The sequence below is a fragment of the Cellvibrio sp. PSBB006 genome, assembly GCF_002162135.1.
GTDB lineage: Bacteria > Pseudomonadota > Gammaproteobacteria > Pseudomonadales > Cellvibrionaceae > Cellvibrio.
In genome coordinates, this window is sequence record NZ_CP021382.1 from 3,998,758 (window position 1) to 4,024,133 (window position 25,376).

Here is a 25,376-nt window from a genome sequence, read left to right on the forward strand (position 1 = left end):
CAGGCCACAACCGGCCTGCGGTTTTCCCCACTACCTCTCTTCGTAGGTCGCATTAGCGCAGCGTAATCCGACTGTGATAGAAAACCCCTCCTGCTCACGAACGCTTCTGCCAGGCAATCAACCCATTCTCCATCGGAATCAATGCCTGGTGGTGAGCGCCGATAACGCGAGCGGTGAAGTGATCAACAGGGCGTTGATCCGGCAAGGGTCCGGTGTAGCGGTAGGCATGGGTGGCACCTTCCAGTGGATCACGCAAGGTCAGGGTCTGGCGCAGGGCCGGCCAATGTGCTGTCGCGTCGGCAACAACCTGTACGTCAACCTGATTGGATTGAAGGCTGCCGAGATAAACGGTGACTTCCAGGTGCGCGCCTTGTTCATCCGTCACCACCGTCAGCTCATCCACATGGACTTCGTGCCAGTGGCTGGAAAGATGGTCGTGCCATTGCTGTAATTCGCGGGCGAGTTGACCGTTATTTTGCTGGCGCTGCTGGACGTTCGCCGCCGCAGGAATGTACAGCTGGTCCAGATATTCCTGGAGCATCCGGTTGCTGCTAAACCGCAGTGTGAGTTGCTCCATGCTGGCGCGAATGCGGTTTACCCAGGGGCGAGAAATGCCATCGCTGTCGCGTCGGTAGAATTCGGGAATAACCTCGTTTTCCAACAGTTGATAGAGTTGCTCGGCATCGTGCCAGTCGTCTTCCGGGCGGTGTTCCTGGCCGTCGCCCAGCGCCCAGCCCACCTCTGGCGTGTAGGCTTCGGCCCACCAACCATCCAGTGATGACAGGTTGAGCCCGCCGTTCACCAACACTTTCATCCCGCTGGTTCCGCTGGCTTCCCAGGGGCGACGCGGCATATTCAGCCAGACATCCACCCCTTGCACGAGATGCTGTGCAAGAGCGATGTCGTAGTCTTCAATCAGTACCACGTGATGACACACGTCTGAACGTTGCACAAACCGGTGCCAGGCTTGCAGCGCCTGTTTGCCGGTGGTGTCGGCCGGGTGGGCTTTACCGGCTACTACCAGTTGTACAGGACAGCGGTCGTTGCACAGGATGCGGGCCAACCGATCCGGGTCATGCAGGAGCAGGTCGGGGCGTTTGTATTCGGCGAAGCGGCGCGCAAACCCGAGGGTCAGGATATTGGGGTCCAGCGCGCTGGACATATCCAGTTCGCAGTAATCCGGTGCTGTTTCATGACGAAATTGCTCCGCCAGTTTTCTGCGCACGTAGTCCACCAGCCGGGCTCGCCCGCGGCTTGCCATTTGCCACAATTGCTTGTCGCTCGGTTCGCTTAGCCGTCGGGTATCAAGGGCATCCAGTCCGCGGCGCCAACGCTCTTGCCCGAACAAGTCGGTCCACAGCGCATCTGCTTCAGGCGAGTCCCAGGTAGGCACGTGGACGCCGTTGGTGATAAAGCCGACCGGCACTTCGCGCTCCGGCCAGCGTGGGAACAACGGCTGGAAGATGCGCCGGCTGACCTCGCCATGCAAGCGACTGACGCCGTTACTTCTGCCGCAGGTTCGCACGGCGAGATAAGCCATGTTGAACAGTTCGCTCTGGTCATCGGGTCGCGCCCGTCCGAGGCGGATCAAACTGTCCATGGTGATGCCCAGGTGCTGGGTAAATTCGCTGATGTAACGGCGCAGCAAGCTGATCGGGTAGCGATCAAACCCGGCTTCTACCGGTGTGTGGGTGGTGAAGATATTGCCACTGCGGGTCACCCGCAACGCATGCCAAAAATCGGTGCGGTGGCGTTCGGCATAGGCGCGAGCACGCTCCAGTGTCGCAAACGCCGCGTGCCCTTCGTTGAGGTGGCAGACATCAATGTCCAGCCCCAGAGTTTCAATCAACCGCCATCCACAAATACCCAGGGCAATCTCCTGCACCAGCCGCAACCCGGTGGAGCCGCCATAGAGTTTACTGGTGATACCCCGGTCACTGGGTCGGTTGCGCGGGTCATTGCTGTCCAGCAGATACAGTTGCACCCGCCCCACCTTGACCTGCCAGACCCGAAAGCGCACCTGGCGACAGAGAAAACCGGTATCGATATGCAACCAGCTGCCGTCTTCAGCCTTTAATGGTTGCAGTGGCAGGCTGCCGGGGTCGTTATAGAGATAAGTTTCCTGCTGCCAGCCATCGCTGCCGAGACTCTGGCGAAAGTAGCCCTCCTGGTACAACAGGCCGATACCGACCAGGGGTACCCCCAGGTCGCTGGCCGTCTTCAGGTGATCACCGGCCAATATGCCCAGCCCGCCCGCGTAGAGCGGCAAGGCGTCGCACAAGCCAAACTCCATACTGAAATAAGCAATGCCGCGCAGCGGGTTGTCCGGATACTGTTTGCTGTACCACGCCGGTTCATGGAGATAACGTTGCCGCGCGGACACAAGGTTATCCAGCTGATACAGAAATTGAGGGTCTGTGGCCAGATGTTCCAAATGCGCATCGCTGGTCAGCTGTAAAACGCTGACCGGATTATGCGTGTGTTCCCAGACCTCATCATTGATCTGTCGCCACAGTTCATCGCCACCGTGGTTCCAGCTCCAGTGAAGATCGCCAGCCAGTTCGTTAAGGATGATCAGCGGTGCAGGTAGCGGACGGTCAAAGGTTGACATGGGCGATAGCCTGCTCTGTGTTGCGGTGAGTCTGGATACGGCGTGCCAGGGCTTTTTCCAGCTCGACCAACAGCAGGATCGGGCTGGTGGCCAGCATCAGGATCAGCCAGTCGCTCGCAGCCAGAGGTGCAAGAGAAAAGAGCTGTTGACTCAACGGCCAGTAGGTAAAGATCAGCTGCATGATCGCCACCAAGGCAATGCTCAGCAATGCCGGTGCGCTGCCGGACCAGTAGCGTTTATGCCAGATGGCGTCGTGCAGGCTGCGTGCCGCGAGCAAATAAAACGCTTCAAAACACACCAGCGCATTGACGGCCATACACCGGGCGAGGTCGATGTTATCGGTGTGTTGCAGTTGCCAGCGGAACAGCATAAAGATCGTGGCCGCACCGATGCCGCCCACCAGCAGCACTCGATACAACAGGCGCGACGTAAGGAAGCCCTGTTGGCGCGGGCGCGGGGGGCGTTGCATGAGGTTGGCTTCGGGGCGCTCGAAGGCCAGTGCCAGGGTCAAGGTGACGGCGGTAATCATGTTGACCCACAGGATTTGCGCGGGCGTGATCGGCAGTAGCCAACCGAACAGAATGGCCAGCAAGATAACACTCGCCTCCGCCAGACTGGTCGGCAGAATAAAGACGATGGATTTGACGATATTGTCGTAAATCGTGCGGCCTTCAGCCACGGCGCCGACGATGGTGGCAAAGTTGTCATCGGTCAGCACAAAGGCCGCCGCATCGCGGGCGGCGTCGGTCCCCTTCAAACCCATGGCAACGCCGATATCCGCCTGGCGCAACGCGGGTGCGTCGTTAACGCCATCGCCGGTCATCGCCAGTGTGTGGTGCCGGGATTGCAACGCTTGCACCAGCTGTAATTTATTGGCGGGGCTGGTACGCGCGAAGATCGATACGTTTTCCGCCAGCGCTGGCAAGGCTTGTGGGGGGACCTGATCCAGCTCTGCGCCAGTCACAACACGGTCTGCCTTCAGCCCCAATTCCCGACCGATGGCCGCAGCCGTGAGCGGATTGTCGCCGGTAATCATCAGCACTCGAATGCCCGCTTGCTGGCACTGGGCAATAGCCGCGATGGCCTCGGCGCGCGGGGGATCACTGATGCCGACCAGTGCGACCATCACCAACTCGCCCGCCGCCACCTGGTCGTGGTGAAGCCGGGGCGCGGTATCCGTAACGGGTTTGTTAGCCAGCGCAAGTACACGCATGCCCTGGCTGGCCAGATGTTGTAGCTCGGTTTCCCAATAGGCCTTATTGATCGGTTCCAGGCCCTGGGGCCCCCACTGTTGGTGACACAGGCGCAACAGCTGGTCCGGGGCACCCTTGATCGCCATCTCCCGGGTGCCATCCGGGGTTTGATGGAGGCTGGCCATATAACGCTTTTCCGTTTCAAACGGCAGGGTATCCAGACGCGGTCGGGCGCGGGCATGGTCGGCCGCATCAAGGCCGTGTTTGAGCGCCAGCACGTGAAGTGCCGCTTCGGTGGGGTCGCCGTGGATAACCCAGTCGCCATCCTCCTCGGTCACGTTGGCATCGTTGCACGACAGGGCAATGTTGCAGGCGGTGGTCACCTGGGTGAGTTCATCATCGGTGGGTAAGCGCCCGTGGTGATGCTGGATGTCGCCCGCCGGTTCGTAACCTTCTCCGCTGATGCTGTAGCGCGCATTGCTAGTCACCAGCAGGCGAGCGGTCATGGCGTTGGCAGTGAGGGTACCGGTCTTATCTGAACAGATCACATCGACGGCACCGAGCACCTCGACCGCCGGTAGCCGGCGCACCAGCGCATGCTTGCGCGCCATGCGCTCCACCCCCAGCGCCAGTGAGATGGTGACAATCGCGGGCAAGCCTTCCGGAATCGCAGCGACCGCAATGCCAATGGCTCCTTGAAACATGGCCGCCAACGTGTAATCGCGCACAAACATCCCGAACGCCATAGTGGCTGCGGTAGCGAGCAGGATCACCGCTGTCAGCTGGCGGGCGAGTTGGGCCAGTTGGCGCTGCAAGGGGGTGTCGGGCAGGGAAACCTGTTGGACCAACTGGTTAATCATGCCGATCTGGGTGTGGTTGCCGGTCTGGGTGACCAGTCCATGCGCGGTTCCGGCAGTTACCATGGTGCCCATGTATGCCATATTGGCTCGCTCGGCCAATGTGGTCTCGACGGGTATGACAGCCACAAATTTGTCAGCTGCCTGGGACTCCCCTGTCAGCATCGCCTCATCACAGCGCAGCTCCTTGCAGTAAATCAGCCGCATGTCTGCCGGTACCCGATCACCGGCCTGGAGAAGCACCACATCGCCCGGCACCAGCAATTGGCTGTCGAGGGTAAATGTCTTGCCACCGCGCAACACCAGACATTGGCTTTTACTCAGGCGCAAGATGCTGCGCAGGGCCGCTTCAGCCTTACCTTCCTGCACGAATCCGATGGTCGCATTGATGATCACCACCGCGAGAATGACCCCCGCATCTACCCAATGCTGGATGAACGCACTGATCAGGGCGCTGGTCAGCAAGACATAAATAAACAGGTTGTGCAGTTGGCGAGTCCAACGCAGCCAGGCCGGCGTGGGCGCGCTGGTTGGCAGGTGGTTTTCACCCCAGAGAATGCGCCGACGCTGGGCCTCGCCGGCGGACAAACCAGCCTCGCCGGACGTCAGGAGCGCGAACAATTGTGCTGGCGTCTGGGCGTGAGCGTGGTGGAGGTCCGGTGCGTGCGGAGGTAGTTCCGGAGTTGGTTGGCGATTCATCGGTCAGCTCACACAGCAAATCTGATCCAGCTCGCCGTGTTCAAAATGCGTGATATTGGCGAGCGTAACCCGGGCGATAGCCGCCAGTGCTTCGCGCGTAAAAAACGCCTGATGGCCGGTAATAACCACGTTGGGGAAGGTGAGCAGGCGGGCGAAGACATCGTCCTGCAGCAGGTTGTTGGAATAATCTTCGAAGAATAATTTGGCCTCCTCTTCGTACACGTCCAATCCGAGGTAGCCGATCTTGCGCGACTTCAGGCCTGCAATCACCGCGCGGGTATCAATCAGCCCGCCGCGCCCGGTATTGATAAGCATGACGCCATCTTTCATCGCCGCCACCGTCTCGGTGTTAATCAGGTGATGTGTAGCGGGCACCAGTGGGCAATGCAGGGAAATAATATCGGCGTTCGGCCAAATCTCGTTCAGTGGCAGATAGTTGACGCCGCGCGCGCTCAGGGTTCGGTTAACCACCGGGTCGTATGCGATCACACGGCAGCCGATGCCCAGCATGATGTTGGCAAGCACTTCACCGATCTTGCCGGTGCCGATGATAGCGACAGTCTTGTTGTACAGATCGAAACCGAGCAGGCCATTCAGGGAGAAGTCGTTTTCACGCACACGATGATGGGCGCGATGCAGGTGACGATTAAGCATCAACATCAACCCTAACGCATGTTCCGCCACGGCGTGGGGCGAGTATTCGGGCACCCGTGCAATGGTCAGTTCGAGCGATGTAGCCGCCGCCAGATCCACCTGATTAAAGCCGGCACAGCGCAAGGCAATAAGGCGGACTCCTTGGGCGGCCAGCGCGTGGAGGGTGGAAGAATCCAGCGTGTCATTCACGAAACAGCACACGGCGTTGCACCCCTGGGCCAGCAATGCGCTTTGTTCGTTCAAGGCAGTTTCGTGAAATACCAGCGTGTGGCCCTGGGTATTGGCCGCTGATAAATATTCAATGTCATAAGCTTTGCTGCTGAAAACGGCAATTTTCATAGGAAGCTCCAGGCAAGACCTCGGGTGAGTCTAGAGCAACTGGTTATCCCATTATTGATGCAGAACAAATAAGCGGTGCACCGGGGTTATTTTGGCGGCTGAGTATGGATAGCTGACGCATGAATCTTGCGTTTGCGGCGCCGACGCGGCTGTGCCTGTTGCGCCAGCGCCCAATCGATATGCTCCTGCACCATGACCGATACCTGCGGGCGCTTCCGTTCCAGGGCGGAGATGATTTGTGGATCGCTGGGCGCATTGCCCAGGCCAACCGCCAAATTGCGCAGCCAACCTTCATAACCGACGCGGCGGATGGCGGAGCCTTCGGTATAGGTCAGAAACTCCGCTTCGGTCCAGTTAAACAGCGTCAGCAGGTCGCTGTCCGCCAAACCGTGACGCGGCAGGAATGCCGTCTCCTGCGTCGGTTGCGCGTATTTATTCCAGGGGCAAATAGCCTGGCAGTCATCGCAACCGAATACGCGGTTACCCATCGGCTCGCGGAACTCTTCCGGAATCGCGCCGGGATTTTCGATGGTGAGGTAGGAAATGCAGCGGCGCGCATCGAGCACATAGGGCTGGGGAAACGCATCCGTGGGGCACACTTTGAGACAGGCTGTACAGTCGCCGCAGCGGTTGGGTTGATCCGGTTGGTCCACCGGTAATGGCAGGAAGGTAAAAATCTCGCCGAGGAAAAACCAGCTGCCGGCTTCGCTATTGAGGATCAGCGTGTGTTTGCCCGTCCAGCCCAGTCCGGCTTTTTCTGCCAGGGGCCGCTCCATCACCGGTGCGCTGTCCACAAACGCGCGGTTCTGCACCTCGCCTTTGCCGGGAAAATCTGCCGGTAGCGCGGCATCAATACGTTGCGCCAATTGACCGAGCCGCTTGCGGATCAGCTTGTGATAATCGCGCCCGAGGGTGTAACGGGAAATGTAAGCCTTGGTGGGATCTTTGAGGATACGGATTTGTTGCGTATCGCCGGGCAGGTAATTCATGCGCACCGAGATTACGCGCACCGTGCCGGGCACCAGTTCTGCCGGGCGCGACCGTTTATTGCCGTGGGCCGCCAGCCAGGCCATGGTGCCCTGGTAGCCTTGCGCGAGCCAATCTTGTAAGCGCGACTCTTCATGGCTAAGGTCGATATCGGTAATACCCACCTGCTGAAATCCCAACTCCCGCCCCCAACGCTTGATGTCGGCGGCGAGTTGCGCAAAGTCGATGCTGTCAATCATGGGTCGGAAAGGTGTAGTCGATGATGGTCACATTGTGCCAGAGAATGACAGGTTGTTTTTGGGGGGCTTTGTGTCGGATTACGCCTGCGGCTAATTCGACCGACTAATCACTAAACCGCTCTGCAATCAATTCCTTCCAGGATTGAATATCCGTTCCCTCCGATTCAAATAACGCTAAACCGGCAATAAATTCCCCGGCGCGTTCGTGGGGCCTGCACCACTTCACCTCGGTAACCAGTAAATAACGCTGTGGTGAATCGCGGAATTGCACGCAGGCGCGCAGGATGCTGCCAATCACCAGGTTCCGGTCAACGGTGACGCGCAAGCCATTGGCTGAGAGATCGACGCTGTTGCTGATCACAATATCCGGCGGTATTTCGACACCGGGTTCAGCGGAGGTCAATTCGATAAACACGGTTTCCTCAGTGGTGAGGCGCGATTCCTGCCGTTTATCCTGCTGTCTGTTATTCATGCTTACACCGTATGGGTAACATTTTTATGTTAGGTATTCTTGATGGTGATACTCAGATTTGAATCTGGTGCGACTATCAACGCGTGCTAGGAAATATCCTTGCGCAAACCGCGAATCACTTTTACCAGTTGATCTTCAAACTTATCGCCTTTGCTGATGACCTGAATCTGTTGTGTCTTGATGCCGTCAAACAATTGTTCGCGATGCAGCTCTGCCGCCTTGCGCCCCACCTGATCAACAAAAATATATTTGCCGGTGGAACTGATGATGACCGATAACTTGCAGCGCAAGGCCGGTTTATCCGGCTCAATAATTTCTACCCAGGCACCGACGTTCAAGGTATTAACCAACTCCGTTGCCGCTTGTTCACGCGCTAACTGTTCGGCGGCGAGTGCGGCTTTTTTCTCTGCCTTGCGTTGTGTTGCGGCAGCCTGTTCCGCGAGCGTTCGCTGGTGTTTTTCTGCGGCCAGCCTGCGTGCTTCGGCCAGGGCTTTCTCTGCCGCCGCCTGTTTTTCCGCCGCCACTTGTGCTTGCTGGCGCTCGGCTTCCTGGCGATATTGTTCAGCGTGTTTGTCGCCCAGGGCAATCAGTTGTTTCAGCGCACTGACGATAACCTCATCCACCGGGACGGCTTTCAGTTTGTGTGCAACACCGGTTGATAAACACAACGAAAAATCTTTCAGATTTTTGACGGTCACTTTGCGCCCGGAACGATCTACAAACAAGAGTTGATCCACATCCGGCAGCTTCAATGCCAGCTTGCAACGCAGTGGTTGGCCATCCTCACCGTACAGCACAATCCAGTCACCGGTTTCAATCGTTTGCGCTTGTTGGAGTACGGCACTGGTCACGCGCGTGTGATTGTCGGTGTAGCCTTCCGGGTAGGCAAAGGCGCCGACGGTGCTACATTCCAGCGGCTTTTTCTGAATCGCCAGCATCAGGTGTTGGCCGAGGTTATCGACAAAATCCTGATAGTGGTCGCCAGTGTCGCGTTGTTGATGTAGATGCAGATTGCGTTCCAGTTCGTTCAGCAGTTGCGGAATGTCGCGGTAGAGTTGTTGCTCATCCACGTCGTCACCGGTACAAAAAACCGTGCCGAGAATTGGCAGGTTGCGTTGCCAGGCTTTCCAGAAGGGCGCCTGAGCGCCGTCATTGATCAGGCAATGTTGCAGCGTGCTTTTCAGGATCGGCAATTGCTCAACCAGTGCGGTGGGCAGAGTCTTCCCTGCCAGAGAACGATTAAGCAAATCCAGCACCTGACATTCGGCGGCCAATAACCGCAGATGGGCGACTTCGGTTTCACACAAGCGCGTCTCCAGCATACGCGCGCGCTTGTCTTCGGCATCGGTCCATTGGCGAAACTGTTTTATGGCTGCAAGTAGCGCCGGTTCGGTGGTGTCCTGTCGAACCGCCTCGACCAGCTGCTGGCATTTTTCCAAAAACTGTTGGTGGGGCTTGGCGTCGCGCGGGTACCAGGTGTAACCCTGTTGACTCACCTCGCTCAGAAGCTGGCGCACGGGCTGTTGCGCGTTGCTGTAAAGCGTGTCGTCCTGTGCGATAGCACGGATCAACGGCAGGGCCATCTTGTTCAGTTCCTGTTGCAGCGTGTTGTCCAGACCGCTGAACAGGGTGTGTACCAGTTTGTCGGCCACCATCACACGCAACAATAAGGCGGGTGCAAGGGCGAGCTGATGCACGGCAAGCAGTGCCGGTAATTGCTTGGCTAACGATTCGGCGGGATTTATCGCTGGCTGAATCAGCGCGATGGCGTGGGGCAGGTCATTGCACAGCGTTAATCCGGGCGCCTGCGGTAAAGTAAGCGCCGCCGTGTCGAACAGGGATTGCAGTTGCGCTGCATCACCCTTGAGCAGGTCTTGAAGATTGAAGGTCGTAGGCATAACTCTCGCTGCTGAAAGGCAAATAACGCCTTGTGAATATAGTGAATGGATGGCCGCATTGCGAATATTTGGTGGTGAGCAAAGTGGCGTAATTCTGAGATTTCCAGAGTGGGTACCAAGTTGCGTATAATCCGCCCACTTTTTCCCGACGGCTCATTTTTTCGGAAACGACCGCCGCTTACGCACCGAGACCACCATGATATTAACCACCCTCGATAAGACGCCTTTTCCTTCGACGCTCTACAGCGCTGCCGAGGTCCGCGCACTGGATCAGGCCGCTATTGCTGCCGGTACCCCCGGTATCCAGTTGATGAAGCGCGCCGGTCGCGCCGTCTTTGATGTGGTACAGCAGACCTACCCCGACGTGAGTTTGTTGACGGTGTACTGTGGCGCCGGTAATAACGCAGGCGATGGTTATGTGGTAGCTGCCCTGGCGGCCCAGCGGCGTTTGCCGGTGCAGGTGATCCAGGTCGGCGCCCTCGACAAACTGGCCGGTGATGCCCGTCTGGCTTATGACTTTGCCTGTCAGGAGGGCGTGGCCATTACACCGTTTGAGCAGGCTGCTGTTCCCGTAGAAGGCGTTGTCGTGGACGCACTCCTGGGCATCGGTTTGACTGGCGTTGTGCGCGCCCCTTTTGAACAAGCGATCAACCAGATTAATAGTTGTGGTTTGCCGGTTGTCGCGGTGGATCTTCCATCCGGGCTGAATGCTGATAACGGTGCGGTACATGGTTGTGCCGTCAAGGCGGATGTAACGGTGACCTTTATCGGCACCAAGCGCGGCCTGTTGACCGGACGGGGTCCGGCGTTCTGCGGGAAAGTGGTGCTGGCAGCGCTCGCGGTGCCGGCGGATATCCTGCAAACCCAGACTGGATCGGCAGAGCAACTGGAATTAACCGCTTTGTTAAACACGCTCGCCCCCCGCGCGGCGGATGCGCATAAAGGCGACTTCGGCCATGTGATGGTCATCGGTGGCGACACCGGTTATGGCGGTGCCGCACTGATGGCTGCAGAAGCAGCCGCGCGCACCGGTGCGGGCTTGGTCAGTATCGCCACCCGCCCGGAACATATTCCCGCCATTCTGGCGCGCCGCCCCGAGGTCATGGCCTGCGGTGTGGTATCCGGGCAGGAGCTGGAGCCTTGGTTAGCGCGCCCCACTGTACTGGTGGTTGGACCCGGTCTGGGACGTTCGCCCTGGTCAGAGCAGATGTTGCAGCAAGCGGTGAAAAGCGGTTTGCCACTGGTGCTGGACGCCGATGCGCTGAATATTCTTGCCGCTGGCCGGGTAGTGCCGGAAAACACCCGTCGTGATAGCTGGTTGCTTACCCCCCATCCCGGCGAAGCGGCGCGCTTGTTAGGTATGAATACTGCCGATATCCAGCAGGATCGCTTTGCTTCCGTCAAGGCGATACAAAAACGCTATGGTGGTGCCGTAATCCTCAAGGGTGCTGGCAGTCTGGTTGCGGCAGAGGCAGGCAGTATCGGGGTGGTAACGGCGGGCAATCCCGGCATGGCTACGGGTGGTATGGGCGATGTGCTGAGCGGTATCCTCGGAGGTTTGATCGCCCAGGGAATGACAGTGGCGGACGCCGCGCGCCTGGGTGCATGCCTGCATGCTACGGCGGCAGACCTGGCGGCGGATGAAGTCGGGCAGCGCGGTTTGCTGGCCACGGATTTGATTCCCTACCTGTGCCAACTGCTCAGCGATCATTAATGCTCTGCGCGACGCGATGAGGCAATCCCCGGCGTGAACGAATCCATCAACAAAACCTGGTACATCGATAACGAAACCGACATGGTCGCCTTGGGTGAGCAATGGGGGCATGCCCTCGCCGCTGAGCCCGGCGCGGCTACCGTATTTCTGGTGGGTGATCTGGGCGCGGGCAAGACTACCTTATCGCGCGGCATCCTGCGGGCATTCGGCCACACCGGCGCGGTGAAGAGTCCGACTTATACCTTGGTGGAAGCCTATGAATTCCCGGCGCGGACGGTGTATCACTTCGACCTCTATCGCTTGGGCGATCCGGAGGAGCTGGAATACATGGGAATTCGCGATTACTTTGATGAACGCAGTATTTGCCTAATTGAATGGCCTGCGCGCGGAGCCGGGGTGCTGCCGGCGCCGGATTGGCAGATTGAGGTCAAGGTGGAGGGGCTTGGGCGGCGCATCGGCATCCGCGCCCTGACGCCAGTGGGCGAAGCCTTGTTGCAGCGACTCTAGAACGCCCAGCCAAATTGCAAGCTACCCGCTTCATATTCACTGCTGGTGGCATAGCCCAACTCGAACACTGCCCGACCCCATTGATAACCGATGCCGGCAGACGCCACGCTGGAACGGAAGTTGGTTTGATCTTCCCGATAGCCCGCCCGTAACGCCAGGCGTTTGAAGGCGATGTATTCGATCCCCAGACTTAAATCCTTTGACGGTGCTTCATTGGCCAGCGGTGTGGATTCACGCAGGTCAAAGTCCACTCCGATGGTCAACACATCGGTCACATAGGCAAAACCCAGGCGCGCGCGGGGTTTGAGCTGAATGATTTGTGCGGGCAGAGGCTCGCCGGTTTCCGGATCAATTTGGGGCGTGGTGCTGAACTCCTTGGCGATCACATCTTTCACCGCGACGCTCAGGCGGTAATGATCTTCAATCAGTGCGGCGATACCCACATCGGCATTCACGGTGATGTGGGTTTTCTGTGAATCCGAGAAGCGCCTTTCGCCATCGTCACTGCTGGTGATGCCGCTGCTGACATCAACGGTATCGCGATAGGCGTCCACGCGTTGCAACTTGGGGGTGATGCCGAAGGAAATATCGTGGCCATCAACGTCGAACTCTTTGGCCACGGACACGCCCCATTCAGCGATAGTCAAGGCACTGACATCGCCGCTGGAGGTTAGCTCATCCACCGGATCGCGCAGGTTGCCGTTCTCGTCGAGCAACGCCGGGTTGACACTGCCAATGTCGCCGCCCGCGGCGACTGCGTCCATGGCTTCAATATATTGATTCAACAATTCCCTATCGGCTTCATCGATGTCTGCACGCCCGGCACCCAGTGCGCGCACGCCAAAGAAAAAAGCACCGCCTTCGCGTTTGCTCGGTTCACTCACGGAAAAGCCGACAAAGGCATCCAGGTTCAGATCCTGATTACCCAGCTGGTCGAGTAAATCAGTCAGATCGCGGGATACACCGGCGACCGCGCCGGCGTTTTCTGTATTAGGAGTCGCATTGAAATTATTGACGGCCGTGCGTAATTGATCGTCCAGTTCGTCATCCGCCGCTTCAAGTGCGGTCTCAACCGTCTCGGAAAATTGAGCCACGATGTGGGGAAATATGATGCGGCCATCCCGTGAATCGTCTTCGTCTTCATCGTGAAAAGACAGGAGAGCCGGATTATAAAACTGGGCCTGCGCGGTATTGCCCGCAGCGACTGCCGCGCCGCCCATCGCCAGACCGCGCGCATCGTAAATGCCGTAATTCACCGCGCTCGCCGGCACAGCGCCGAGGGATAACAGCCCGCAAGAAAGACAGGCCAAATGTCTGGCTGAAAAAGGACGAAAGACATACATGGTAATAATCCCGTGGCGGAAAATCGGTAAAAAGTGGGTTACGAAACAGACCTCCAGCAGTATAGGTGCTTTTATGGAAATCTTGCTGACAAGGTATTCACACTTATGGGAGTTAGTTTGCTCTGCTGTGAACGTATTTTTTGCTGGAGCTGTGCACCTTGATTGGGTAGAGTGATCGCATTTGCGGCAGGTGATTAAATTCTGTCAACCTTGGCCTATACTTTTACCAGGTTTTGCCGCAGTGGCTCGGGGTGCAGGCACCCTGTCAGTGACCCTTTTAGTATTCATGTTGTCACAGGGGAAGCTCGCTTCCCACCATAATAGCCAGAGAGTAAAGCGTTGTTGCAGAGCATTACCAGAACCTTATCCCCGCTATTCGGCCTGCTTTGTGTGGGTCTGGTGTTCCTGTCCCCTTTCGCCAGTGCGGCGGTTATCGAAGGTATGCGCATCTGGCGTGCGCCGGATCATACGCGCATCGTGCTCGACCTCAGTGGACCCGTGGATCATATCATCGCGCCTTTGGCGAATCCCGAACGCCTGGTGCTTGATATTCCCGGTGCGGCATTAAAGGCAGACCCTAACGAATTGCCCCTGGCGGATACACCGGTTGCCCAGATTCGTACGGCCGTACAAAACCAGACCGATATTCGTATCGTGTTCGATCTGAAAGCCAAGGTGCAGCCGCGCAGTTTTTTACTTAAACCTTTCGCCGGTAACAGCGATCGGCTGGTGTTGGATCTTTACGACATCGTGCCGGAGCAAACCGCCGCCGCATCAACGTCAGTCGCGCCGCCGCCCACCACACCAGCGACGAATGATGTACCGGTGCAGGCAGTTTCTCCCCAGGCTGCTATTAAAACCCAGGCGTCGGTATCAGGTGAGCGGGATATCATTATTGCGGTAGATGCCGGTCACGGCGGTGAAGATCCGGGCGCTATCGGTCCCAAACGTCTGCGCGAAAAAGATGTCACGCTTGCTATCAGTAAAGCGCTCGTCGCTGCCATCAATGCCGAACGCGGATTCACTGCAAAACTGGTGCGTACCGGGGATTATTTTATTCCGCTCAAAAAACGCCGCGATATCGCACGCAATATGCAAGCTGATTTATTTGTGTCCATCCATGCTGATGCGTTTCATAAAGCCTCGGCACGCGGCGCATCGGTATTTGCCCTGTCGCGTCATGGTGCCACCAGTGAGACGGCCCGGTTTCTTGCGCAACGGGAAAACGAAGCGGATTTAATCGGCGGTGTGGGCGGCATCAGTTTGGAAGACAAAGATGAAATATTGGCGGGGGTGTTGGTTGATTTGTCCATGACGGCGACGCTCAACTCCAGTTTGCAAGTGGGCAACCATGTATTGAATTCCATGGGCAATATTGCACGCTTGCATAAGCGTCATGTTGAACAAGCGGGTTTTATGGTGCTGAAGTCGCCGGATGTGCCATCGATCCTGGTAGAGACTGGATTTATTTCCAACCCGGAAGAGGCGCAAAAACTGGGATCATCGGCCTATCGCAAACAAATGGCGCAGGCGGTTTTTAAAGGTGTGCGTCAGTACTTTGTCCAAAACCCGCCCGCAGGTACTTACATCGCCGCACAGCAAGGTGCGGGCGGGAGCGGCCTGGCCCGAGAACATGTGATTGCGCCGGGCGACACACTTACCGCTATCGCGCAACGCTACAATGTCAGTATCAATCAATTGCTGGCACATAACGGGATGAAGAGTCACGTCATCAAGGTGGGGCAAACGCTGAAGATTCCCGCTTCCTGATTATTTTGCATTAGCTGTGCATTCTTGAATTTTCTTTCACCCGCTCGCGCGGGATTTTTATTTTTTAAGACGCCCTGACAACATGAATCGAATTAAATTACTTAGCCCCCGTCTCGCCAACCAGATCGCCGCTGGTGAGGTAGTGGAACGGCCATCCTCGGTCATCAAAGAACTGTTGGAGAACAGCCTGGACGCGGGCGCTACCCGTCTCGATATTGATATCGAGGATGGTGGCATCAAATTGATGCGCGTGCGCGACAACGGCTCGGGTATCGAGCAGGACGATTTACCCCTCGCATTGAGTCGCCATGCTACGAGCAAAATTTATGAACTGGATGATCTTGAAGCGGTGGCAACGCTCGGCTTTCGCGGCGAAGCGCTCGCCAGTATCAGTTCAGTAGCGCGCCTCACGTTAATTACCAGCACCAATGATGACAGTTTGGGTTGGCAGGTGGTGGCGGAAGGGCGCGATATGCAAACAGAAGTGTCGCCAGCACCGCATCCGCGTGGTACCACTGTGGAAGTGCGCGATTTATTTTTTAATACGCCGGCGCGTCGGAAATTTTTGCGCACCGAGAAAACTGAATACACGCATCTGGAAGATGTTGTAAAACGCCTGGCGTTGTCGCGTTTTGATGTGGCATTTAATCTGCGCCACAACAATCGCGCTATCTATGCCTGGCGCGCCGGTGACAGCCAATTGGAACAGGAGCGTCGCGTGGCGCAAGTTTGTGGACCGGCATTTATGGAAAATGCGGTGCACATCGAGATGGAGCGCAACGGGCTGCGTTTATGGGGGTGGGTAGCATTGCCCACCTTTTCGCGCAGCCAGGCTGACTTGCAACATTTTTACGTTAACGGGCGCGCGATCCGCGATAAATTGGTGAGTCATGCGGTGCGCCAGGCATATCAGGATGTGTTGTATCACGGCCGCCATCCCGCCTTTGTTTTGTATCTTGAGTTGGACCCGGCTACAGTGGATGTCAATGTACATCCTACGAAACATGAAGTGCGCTTTCGTGATAATCGCAGCGTCCACGATTTTATATACAGCAGTTTGCATCGTGCCTTGGCTCAGGTGAAACCGGAAGATTCACTTAACAAACCCCACGATGAAAATAGTTTTTTAACGCAACAAAATCCAGCCGTTCAAGGATTGGCTGTTGGTGAATTCCAGGGTCAGGAACGCATCAGTTTCGCAGCGGCATCAACCGCTCAGACCTCGGTGCCGGCTGAAACTTATCGCGCGCCATATTCATCGCCTTCCTACTCACCGTCTTCATATGCGGCATCGACTGACGCGGTGCGTGAGCAGATGAAAGTGTATGGCGATCTGCACCAGCCGACATCGGCGTTGCCTGATTCAGCGAGCGATGATATTCCGCCGTTGGGCTATGCCATCGCACAATTGAAAGGTATTTATATTCTGGCAGAGAATGCGCAGGGTTTAATTATTGTGGACATGCACGCGGCCCACGAGCGGATTACCTATGAACGAATGAAAACTGCATTCGCTTGTGGCGGTTTGCAGACGCAGCCGATGCTGGTCCCGGAAAGTATCGCCGTCAGCCAGAAAGAAGCCGACTGCGCCGAACAGCATGTGGATACATTTAAAAGTTTGGGATTTGAATTGCAGCGCGCCGGCCCCGAAACACTTCTTGTGCGACAGATTCCGGTTGTGCTCAATCGCGCCAGGGTCGAGCAATTGGTGCGCGATGTGTTAGCCGACCTGATTGAGCACGGCACCAGCGAACGTATCCAGCACCACATCAACGAGATTCTCAGCACCATGGCATGCCATGGATCGGTGAGAGCGAATCGCCGCCTGACGATCCCCGAAATGAACGCGCTCTTGCGCGATATGGAAGCCACTGAACGCAGTGGTCAATGCAACCACGGTCGTCCCACCTGGTTGTTGCAGTCATTGGATGAGTTAGACAAATTATTTATGCGCGGACAATAAGCGTGAGTGAAATCCAGCGGCAAAATATATCGCGTCCCCAGGTCATTTTTTTGATGGGACCGACTGCATCGGGTAAAACTGATCTGGCGATTGCCTTGCGCCAGCATTTACCGGTGGAGTTGATCAGTGTGGACTCCACACTGGTGTATCGGGGCATGGATATCGGCACGGCAAAACCGAGCGCTGCCGAATTGGCTGCGGCGCCGCATCGTCTAATCGATATTCGTGATCCTGCCGAGCCTTATTCCGCCGCCGATTTTTGTGAAGATGCAGAGCGTGAAATCGCGGCCATTGTTGCTGAAGGAAAAATCCCGTTGTTGGTCGGCGGCACGATGCTCTATTTCAGGGCGTTGCTCGACGGTCTGGCAGAAATGCCGCCGGCAGATCCGCAGGTCAGGGCGGCGATTGAACACGAGGCGGCACAGCATGGTTGGCCGTTTATTCACGCGCAACTGGCGCAGGTCGATCCGGAAACGGCAGCAGAGATTCACCCGAATCACTCGCAGCGCTTGAGTCGCGCATTGGAGGTTTACCGCGTCAGTGGTAAGACCATGTCAGCATTGCGTCAAGAGCAACAGCGCCATGCACACACTCCCTTTGCTGAGCGCTATCGCGTCACTCAAATTGCAATTGCTCCCTGTGATCGACAACCACTGCATCAACGGATTGCGACACGGTTCCACAAAATGCTGGAACAAGGGTTGGTTGAGGAGGTCACACGTCTGCATCGACGCGAGGACTTGCACCCTGATTTACCGGCCATACGTGCGGTGGGGTATCGTCAGGTGTGGGAATATCTGGATGGTGACTTAACCAGGGAAGAGATGGTCGAGCGCGGTATCATCGCAACACGCCAGTTAGCCAAACGACAATTTACCTGGTTGCGCGGTTGGCCTGATCTATACTGGTTGTATACCGAGCGTGAAAACGGTATTTCACTCTCACGTGAAGAAATTGTGGGTTACGCCTTGAATTTTATAACTGACGCAGCCATATAATAGCCCCGTGAGAACCCTAGTCAGATTTTCATACTTTGTTCCACCCCCTTCCATGCAGTATCGGAAGACTTAGGTGGGTAATCTTGTTATTTACATAATTGGAGAATAAACATGTCAAAAGGGCATAGTTTACAAGACCCTTACCTGAACGTCCTGAGAAAGGAGCGTGTACCTGTATCCATTTACCTGGTAAATGGCATCAAGTTGCAAGGTCAGGTTGAGTCATTTGATCAGTTTGTAGTGCTGTTGAAAAACACTGTGAGCCAAATGGTTTACAAGCACGCCATCTCCACCGTTGTACCTTCTCGCGCTGTGCGTGTACCTCTGCTGAATGCAGCGGGAGAGCTGGAAGGCGAAGAAGAGCAAGTCGAGCAATAACCCCTCGAGGTAGTTAATTGTTTTTTGATCGCCCTGAGTCAGGTGAACTGGCGGTGCTGGTTCACCTGAACGTGTCTCACGGCCAAGAGCCGGAGGACCCCCGTGAATTTGAAGAGCTTGTGCTCTCCGCTGGCGGTGACCCTGTTGCTTTGATAACAGGTAACAGCCGATCTCCCAATGCCAGGTTTTTTATCGGTACCGGGAAGTTGCAGGAATTGCAGCAGACGGTAACCGAGCACGAAGCCAAACTTGTCATTTTTAACCATACCCTTACCCCCAGTCAGGAGCGCAACCTGGAAAAAGAGTTGCAGTGCCGTGTGCTGGATCGGACGGGGCTCATTCTTGATATCTTTGCCCAGCGCGCTCGCACCTTTGAAGGTAAATTGCAGGTTGAATTGGCGCAATTGCGTCATATGTCTACGCGTCTGGTACGGGGCTGGACGCACCTTGAGCGCCAGAAAGGCGGTATTGGCTTGCGTGGCCCGGGTGAAACCCAGTTGGAAACCGACCGTCGCCTGCTGCGTAACCGCATTACCATGATCGAGCAACGGCTTGAGAAAGTGCGTTCCCAACGCGAGCAGGGGCGGCGCTCCCGGCAGCGGGCTGCTATTCCCACTGTCTCGCTGGTGGGCTACACCAACGCGGGCAAATCCACCTTGTTCAATCAGATGACGGGTGCTGAGGTCTACGTGCAGGACCAACTATTTGCCACCTTGGACCCGACCATGCGTCGACTGGAGCTGGCGGATATCGGCGCTGTGATCTTTGCGGACACCGTGGGTTTTATCAGCCATCTGCCCCACAAGCTGGTCGAGGCCTTCCGGGCAACACTGGAAGAGGCCGCCAACTCCACATTGTTACTTCATGTTGTTGATGCTTTTGCAGAAGAGCGCTTGCGCAATATTGAACAGGTGGATTTGGTATTGGAAGAAATTGGCGCTGCGGACCTGCCACAGCTCCGTGTTTACAACAAAATTGACCTGATGGCGATGGAGCCGCGTATTGATCGCGGTGATGATGGTGCGCCGGTAGCCGTATGGTTGTCCGCTCAAACGGGAGCCGGTTGCGATCTGTTGCTACAGGCCATTGCAGAATTGCTGGGCGAGGAAATGATTTTGGGGCGGTTGCTGCTCAAGGCAGATCAGGGTCGTTTGCGTGCAATGCTTTATCAGCAGCAAGCTGTTGCAGACGAAAATTACCGTGATGATGGCTCGTCAGAGCTGAATTTACGCATCCCCAAAAGTGACTTATTACGTATATTGAGCGCAGAATCTCTGGCGCTGGACAAATTGACCTGGGTGGCCGAAGGTAATCGCCCGTAAATAGCCTGTTGGTTTGCGCTCAGGCTTTGTTAGAATCCCGACACCTGATCAGCTGGCCTGACCCGTATATAAAGCTGGAAGATCGACCGAATTTTGATTAATAAAACTGGAGAGAGTGTATGGCCTGGAATGAACCGGGAGGTAAGGATAAGGACCCATGGGGTGGTGGGGGAAAAAATAATGATGGTCCTCCGGATCTGGATGAGGCATTCAAGAAGCTGCAGGAAAAGCTGAACGGCTTGTTTGGCGGCGGCTCCGGTGGCAAAGGTTCCAGTGGGGGTAGCAGCGGTGGTTTCGGCGGTATTCTGGTGGTCTTGGCCGTTGTTGCTCTGATTATTTACGGCATCGCCGGTGTATATCAGGTCGATGCGAAAGAGAAAGCGGTTATCCTGCAATTCGGTGCTTTCCAGGAAATTAAAGATCCCGGTTTGCGCTGGAATGCGCCAATAATCTCTCAAGTGTTCAAGGTCAATGTCACCACTGAAAGCCAATATCCAGCGCGCGGTTTAATGTTGACGCAGGATGAAAGTATTGTGGAACTGCCGTTGACGGTGCAGTACAACGTGGCCGATGTAAAAGCGTATGTGCTGAATGTTAAAGACCCGGAAATCAGCTTGCGGCACGCCACGGACAGTGCGATTCGCCATGTCATTGGTTCGACAGAGCTGAATCAGGTGCTCTCTGAGGGCCGCCAAAAAATTGCTGCAGAAGTAAAGATGCGTCTGCAAACCTATCTGGATAATTACGGCACCGGCATCCTTGTGCGTGACGTGAACATTCAGGAAGGTCGTCCACCGGAAGAAGTTCGCGCCGCTTTTGACGATGTCATCAAGGCAAAAGAAGATGAAGAGCGGCTGAAAAATGAAGCCCAGGCTTATGCCAACTCTGTTATTCCGGAAGCGCGCGGTCGCGCGCAACGGATGATTGAAGAAGCCGAAGCTTATCGAGCGGAAGTGGTTGCGCGTGCAGAAGGTGAATCGGATCGTTTCGAGCGTCTTTTGGCAGAGTATAAGCGCGCGCCAGCCGTAACGCGTGAGCGTCTCTATATTGAAACGCTTGAGCGTGTCATGGGGAATACATCGAAGGTCATGGTTGATGTTGAAGGCGGCAACAATATGCTTTATTTGCCTCTCGACAGAATGGTGCAGCAGGGCTCCTCAGCGCCAGCCGCCAATACGCCGAATACGTTCCGCGAGCTTCCTCGTCAGGAATCCATGCCGTCATCCAATAACATTCGCAGGGAGATCCGCTAATGAGTAACAGAGGTTTTCTTGCGCTGCTGGTTGTTGTTGTGGCTCTGATTGTCGGCTCCAGCAGTTTTTATATTGTTACCGAGTACGAGCGCGCCGTTGTGCTGCGTTTCGGGCGATTGGTTAATGCTGATGTGCCGCCGGGTCTGCATTTCAAGATTCCTTTTGCGGACAAAGTGCGTAAATTCGATGGCCGGTTGCTCACTGCGGATATGCGCCCCGAAAGTTTCTTCACGGTTGAAAACAAGCGTTTGATTGTGGATTCCTATATCAAATGGCGTGTTAAAAATGTGGAAACTTATTACAAGGCTACCGGTGGTGATGAAACTGTTGCTGCCGAGCGCTTGGCTCAGCGGGTGGCGGATGGTTTGCGTAACCAGTTCGGCCGTCGCACCCTGCATGAGGTGGTGTCGGGCAAGCGCGATGAGTTGATGAGCGAATTGACGTTCAACCTTAATGCCGTAAGTGAAGGGCTATTGGGGTTAGAGGTAGTTGATATTCGCGTTAAGCGTATTGACTTGCCGCCTGACGTCAGTGACTCGGTGTTTGCGCGTATGGCGGCTGACCGGGAAAAAGAAGCGCGTGAGTATCGCTCAAAAGGTAAAGAGCAGGCTGAAGTTATTCGTGCGGACGCCGATCGCCAACGCGCAGTTCTGGAGGCTAATGCCTACCGCGATGCTGAGCGTTTACGTGGTGACGGCGATGCGAATGCGGCGGCGATCTATGCCGAAGCTTACAGCAAGGATGCCGAATTCTATGCGTTCGTGCGTAGTCTCAATGCCTACTCGGCCACTTTTGACGGCAAGGATGATCTGTTGGTGGTTGATCCCGGCAGTGATTTCTTCCGCTTCCTGAAAGACCCTTCCGGGAAAAAATAGCTGGATTTCAGCTCAACATTCCCCGGCAAAGGGTGTAAAATCCCGCAACCGAGCCACTGGCTCGGTTTTTTATGCGCTGGTCGAAGATGACTGCACATCGCCCTGCGATGGAGAATCTTGATTATGTGGGAAGAAATCGGCAGAGCTTTCTGCCTGATGCTGGTGATCGAGGGCATACTTCCCTTTCTATATCCGACCCGTTGGCGTCGCTTGGTCGCAAGCATAGCCATGGTCTCTGACCGCCACCTGCGTATTGTGGGCTTGGTCAGCATGATGATCGGTGTCGGTTTACTGTATGTATTGAAATAATGACATTAGAGTCGCTATGACCTACGCCGACCGCTGGCTGTTGCCCGATGGTGTGGAAGAAATTCTGCCTGCCGAAGCCAAATCAATAGATCATTTACGCCGCCGGTTGCTGGACCTATACAGTAACTGGGGTTATGACATGGTGATTCCGCCGTTGCTGGAATACACCGACTCCCTGCTTATCGGTTTGGGCCGCGATGTCGATTTACTGACGTTCAAGGTAACGGATCAATTGACGGGTCGTACCTTGGGTATTCGCGCCGATATTACTCCGCAAACCGCCCGGATGGATGCTCACAGTTTCAATCGTGCCGGCGCCAATCGCCTCTGCTATGCAGGCCATGTGGTGCACACCAAGCCCAAAAACCCCTTGGCTACCCGCACACCCATCCAGGCGGGGGTTGAGTTCTATGGCGAAGCGGGAATGTCGGCGGACATCGAAGTGGTTTCGCTGTTACTTGAGTCACTAATCCTGTCTGGCCTGCCAGCATTGCATATCGATCTCGGGCACGTCGGGATTTATCGAGCACTTGCCAATGCTGCGCGTCTGAGTGATGCCCAGGAAGAAGAGTTTTTTGATTTATTGCAACGCAAAGCCATGGCCGAGATTCACGCCTGGGTGAATGCCAACATTGCGGATACAGCAATCGCGGAATTGTTTGTCGCTTTGCCGGGATTTGCCGGAGACAAGTCGATCCTGGCTGCTGCCAGTAAGCGCTTTATGTTGATTGCCCCAGCCGCTGCGGATGCCGTGGAGCAGTTAGCAGCTGTTGCACGGATTATTGAACAACGCTATCCCCAGGCTGAATTGTATTTCGATCTGGGAGAGCTGCGTGGCTACCATTACTTGACCGGACTGGTTTTTGCGGCCTTTGCGCCCGGATATGGCAATCCTATAGCCAGCGGTGGTCGTTATGATCACATCGGTGAAGTATTTGGCCGCGCCCGACCTGCTACAGGGTTTGCTGTGGATATTACCGCGCTGAGCAAACTGGGGTTATTAACGCAATTTCAGGTGCAGGGCATCCTGGCGGTAGCCTCTGATGATCCCCGGCAGTGGGAGGCTATCCAGGCGTTGCGTGCCAAAGGTGAGCGTGTCATCTGTGCAGAGAATCTAGCTGCCGCGGCGGCGCTGCATTGTGATCGTCAATTGATTGTGAGCAAGGGAATCTACGAAGTCGTTCCACTTTAATATCTGTCACTGGGCTGGCACCGCGCAGCAGCTGCGGTTTGTTGTTGTCAGCACCGTAATTTTTATCAAGCTTACAGAGAGTTAAACCAAGTCATGGGCAAAAACGTTGTCGTATTGGGCACCCAATGGGGTGATGAAGGTAAGGGCAAGATTGTTGATCTGCTAACGGATCAAGTCTCACTCGTCACCCGCTTCCAGGGCGGCCACAATGCCGGTCATACACTGGTGATCGAAGGCAAGAAAACGGTTTTGCACCTGATTCCTTCTGGCGTGTTACGTGAAGGGGTCACTTGTTTGATCGGTAATGGCGTCGTGTTATCCCCGGAAGCCTTGCTTAAAGAAATCGCCGAGCTGGAGGCGACTGGCGTTCCTGTGCGCGAGCGTCTGCGCTTGTCGCCAGCATGCCCGTTGATTCTTGCTTATCACGTTGCCCTGGATCAGGCACGCGAAGCCGCCCGGGGAGATGCGAAAATCGGCACAACCGGTCGCGGAATCGGACCGGCCTATGAGGACAAAGTAGCTCGCCGCGGTCTGCGCCTGGGTGATCTTATGGACCTGGAAAGCTTTGCTATCAAACTGAAAGAAGTCCTGGCCTACCATAATTTTGTGCTGACAGAATACTTTAAAGTTGCTGCGGTCGATTATGAGCAGACTTTGGCCGACTGCACGCGCTGGGCCGAAGAACTCTTGCCGATGATTGCCGATGTGACCGAAATGCTCCATACCGCCCGTGAGAAGGGTGACAACATCCTGTTCGAAGGCGCCCAAGGTTCGTTATTGGATATCGATCACGGCACCTATCCTTTTGTTACCTCATCCAATACCACAGCGGGTGGAACCGCGACCGGCTCGGGCTTTGGGCCCATGTACCTGGACTACGTACTGGGTATTACCAAGGCTTACACGACCCGCGTGGGTTCGGGTCCTTTCCCGACGGAACTGGAATGCGAGATTGGGGCGTATCTCGGCGAGAAAGGCCATGAATTTGGTGCGACCACAGGACGCAAACGCCGTTGCGGCTGGTTCGATATCATCGCTGTCCGTCATGCCAACCGTATAAATAGTGTGACGGGTGTCTGCCTGACCAAGCTCGACGTACTCGATGGACTTGAAACAGTTAAAATCTGCATCGGTTATCAGGATGCAGCCGGTAATCCTACTGGTATCCCTTTTGATGCTGAGGGATGGGAAGAGATACAGCCGGTCTATGAAGAGATGCCGGGCTGGAAAGAATCTACTGTTGGCGCGCGGACACTTGAAGAATTGCCTGCCAATGCACGCGCTTATATCAGTCGGCTCGAAGAGCTTATGGCGACGCCGATAGACATCGTTTCCACCGGGCCTGACCGTATTCAAACGGTCGTGTTACGTCACCCCTTCCATTAATAAACCTTTCTTCTTTATTAAAACGGCCTCCGAAAGGAGGCTTTTTTAATTCTGCCATTCCGAACGTTATATTTAATATTTAGAATAAATTTTACCTAAAAAAACCTTAATTATTAGAAAAACTGATGTATGAACTTCTGTTACCGAAGTTTGAACGTCCAAGTTTCCGATTAGAGCCTGGTTCCGGGCGCTGTCTTCATAAAACTCATCCTAAAATCCCGCATGAATAGCTGCTTACAACAGGTAGCTCGTTCATTTTCGAGAAAGTTTATTGTTCAGATTATTAAAACAGGAGGAGTGGTAAAAATTTACTGCGCAAATGCGATGCGGAAGTTAAGACTAAGGTTGGGCAATTAAGTCCAGGTTTTTCTGATTTAAGTTTGGTTGACAGCGCTGTCAGCTAAATATACGTTGCGA

19 protein-coding genes are annotated in these 25,376 nt (G+C 55.5%); 12 read left to right on the forward strand and 7 right to left on the reverse strand.

Features of this window, described 5'->3' with window-relative positions:
* Positions 1-94: 94 nt before the first annotated feature.
* From glgP to CBR65_RS16650, 6 genes are all read right to left on the reverse strand, one after another.
* A complete protein-coding gene (glgP, locus tag CBR65_RS16625) occupies positions 95-2,611 on the reverse strand; it encodes an alpha-glucan family phosphorylase (protein WP_087467896.1) in 2,517 nt (838 codons plus the stop codon).
* The gene (locus tag CBR65_RS16630) at positions 2,598-5,360 is read right to left on the reverse strand and encodes an HAD-IC family P-type ATPase (protein WP_087467897.1); all 2,763 of its coding nucleotides are present in this window, start codon (positions 5,358-5,360) and stop codon (positions 2,598-2,600) included. The genes glgP and CBR65_RS16630 overlap by 14 nt, the downstream gene beginning before the upstream one ends.
* Before the next feature lie 3 nt (positions 5,361-5,363).
* The gene (locus CBR65_RS16635) at positions 5,364-6,353 is read right to left on the reverse strand and encodes a 2-hydroxyacid dehydrogenase (RefSeq protein ID WP_087467898.1); all 990 of its coding nucleotides are present in this window, start codon (positions 6,351-6,353) and stop codon (positions 5,364-5,366) included.
* A gap of 86 nt (positions 6,354-6,439) precedes the next feature.
* Positions 6,440-7,579 carry a tRNA epoxyqueuosine(34) reductase QueG gene (queG, locus tag CBR65_RS16640; protein WP_087467899.1) on the reverse strand — a complete coding sequence of 380 codons (1,140 nt, stop codon included), beginning with the start codon at positions 7,577-7,579 and terminating at the stop codon, positions 6,440-6,442.
* A 103-nt stretch (positions 7,580-7,682) separates the two neighbouring features.
* Positions 7,683-8,051, reverse strand: coding sequence for a PilZ domain-containing protein (locus CBR65_RS16645; RefSeq protein WP_087467900.1), 369 nt, complete (start codon positions 8,049-8,051; stop codon positions 7,683-7,685).
* An 86-nt stretch (positions 8,052-8,137) separates the two neighbouring features.
* Positions 8,138-9,949, reverse strand: coding sequence for a DUF1631 family protein (locus CBR65_RS16650; protein ID WP_087467901.1), 1,812 nt, complete (start codon positions 9,947-9,949; stop codon positions 8,138-8,140).
* 196 nt (positions 9,950-10,145) lie between these two features.
* Here CBR65_RS16650 and CBR65_RS16655 point away from each other — a divergent pair, with 196 nt between their 5' ends.
* Together CBR65_RS16655 and tsaE are read left to right on the forward strand one after the other, a co-directional pair.
* Positions 10,146-11,663 carry an NAD(P)H-hydrate dehydratase gene (locus CBR65_RS16655; protein ID WP_087467902.1) on the forward strand — a complete coding sequence of 506 codons (1,518 nt, stop codon included), beginning with the start codon at positions 10,146-10,148 and terminating at the stop codon, positions 11,661-11,663.
* Positions 11,664-11,696: 33 nt separating this feature from the next.
* Positions 11,697-12,170: a tRNA (adenosine(37)-N6)-threonylcarbamoyltransferase complex ATPase subunit type 1 TsaE gene (gene tsaE / locus CBR65_RS16660; protein ID WP_369825625.1), complete on the forward strand. Its 474-nt coding sequence runs from the start codon at positions 11,697-11,699 to the stop codon at positions 12,168-12,170.
* On the opposite strand, the gene traF is transcribed toward tsaE, so the two are convergent.
* A complete protein-coding gene (gene traF, locus CBR65_RS16665) occupies positions 12,167-13,513 on the reverse strand; it encodes a conjugal transfer protein TraF (RefSeq protein WP_087467903.1) in 1,347 nt (448 codons plus the stop codon). The two genes, tsaE and traF, sit on opposite strands and share 4 nt — an antisense overlap.
* 441 nt (positions 13,514-13,954) lie before the next feature.
* Between traF and CBR65_RS16670 the strand changes: the two genes are divergently transcribed.
* The 10 genes from CBR65_RS16670 (at position 13,955) to CBR65_RS16715 (ending at position 24,959) form a co-directional block, all read left to right on the forward strand.
* Complete coding sequence (locus tag CBR65_RS16670) at positions 13,955-15,283, forward strand: N-acetylmuramoyl-L-alanine amidase (RefSeq protein ID WP_087469125.1); 1,329 nt, start codon at positions 13,955-13,957, stop codon at positions 15,281-15,283.
* Between the two features lie 82 nt (positions 15,284-15,365).
* Positions 15,366-17,246, forward strand: a complete 1,881-nt coding sequence (gene mutL / locus CBR65_RS16675) for a DNA mismatch repair endonuclease MutL (RefSeq protein WP_087467904.1) — start codon at positions 15,366-15,368, stop codon at positions 17,244-17,246.
* A 2-nt stretch (positions 17,247-17,248) separates the two neighbouring features.
* The gene (miaA, locus tag CBR65_RS16680; RefSeq protein WP_198300770.1) at positions 17,249-18,244 is read left to right on the forward strand and encodes a tRNA (adenosine(37)-N6)-dimethylallyltransferase MiaA; all 996 of its coding nucleotides are present in this window, start codon (positions 17,249-17,251) and stop codon (positions 18,242-18,244) included.
* 111 nt (positions 18,245-18,355) lie between these two features.
* A complete protein-coding gene (gene hfq, locus CBR65_RS16685; protein ID WP_087467905.1) occupies positions 18,356-18,622 on the forward strand; it encodes an RNA chaperone Hfq in 267 nt (88 codons plus the stop codon).
* A gap of 17 nt (positions 18,623-18,639) precedes the next feature.
* A complete protein-coding gene (gene hflX / locus CBR65_RS16690; protein WP_087467906.1) occupies positions 18,640-19,944 on the forward strand; it encodes a ribosome rescue GTPase HflX in 1,305 nt (434 codons plus the stop codon).
* Between the two features lie 119 nt (positions 19,945-20,063).
* Entirely contained in the window at positions 20,064-21,197 is a 1,134-nt protein-coding gene (hflK, locus tag CBR65_RS16695; RefSeq protein WP_087467907.1) for an FtsH protease activity modulator HflK, read from the forward strand.
* Positions 21,197-22,072 carry a protease modulator HflC gene (gene hflC, locus CBR65_RS16700; protein WP_087467908.1) on the forward strand — a complete coding sequence of 292 codons (876 nt, stop codon included), beginning with the start codon at positions 21,197-21,199 and terminating at the stop codon, positions 22,070-22,072. Before hflK ends, hflC begins: the two co-directional genes overlap by 1 nt.
* 123 nt (positions 22,073-22,195) lie before the next feature.
* A complete protein-coding gene (locus CBR65_RS16705; RefSeq protein WP_087467909.1) occupies positions 22,196-22,381 on the forward strand; it encodes a DUF2065 domain-containing protein in 186 nt (61 codons plus the stop codon).
* Positions 22,382-22,397: 16 nt separating this feature from the next.
* Positions 22,398-23,573 carry an ATP phosphoribosyltransferase regulatory subunit gene (locus CBR65_RS16710; RefSeq protein WP_087467910.1) on the forward strand — a complete coding sequence of 392 codons (1,176 nt, stop codon included), beginning with the start codon at positions 22,398-22,400 and terminating at the stop codon, positions 23,571-23,573.
* Between the two features lie 93 nt (positions 23,574-23,666).
* Complete coding sequence (locus tag CBR65_RS16715; RefSeq protein ID WP_087467911.1) at positions 23,667-24,959, forward strand: adenylosuccinate synthase; 1,293 nt, start codon at positions 23,667-23,669, stop codon at positions 24,957-24,959.
* The last annotated feature ends 417 nt before the right edge of the window (positions 24,960-25,376 follow it).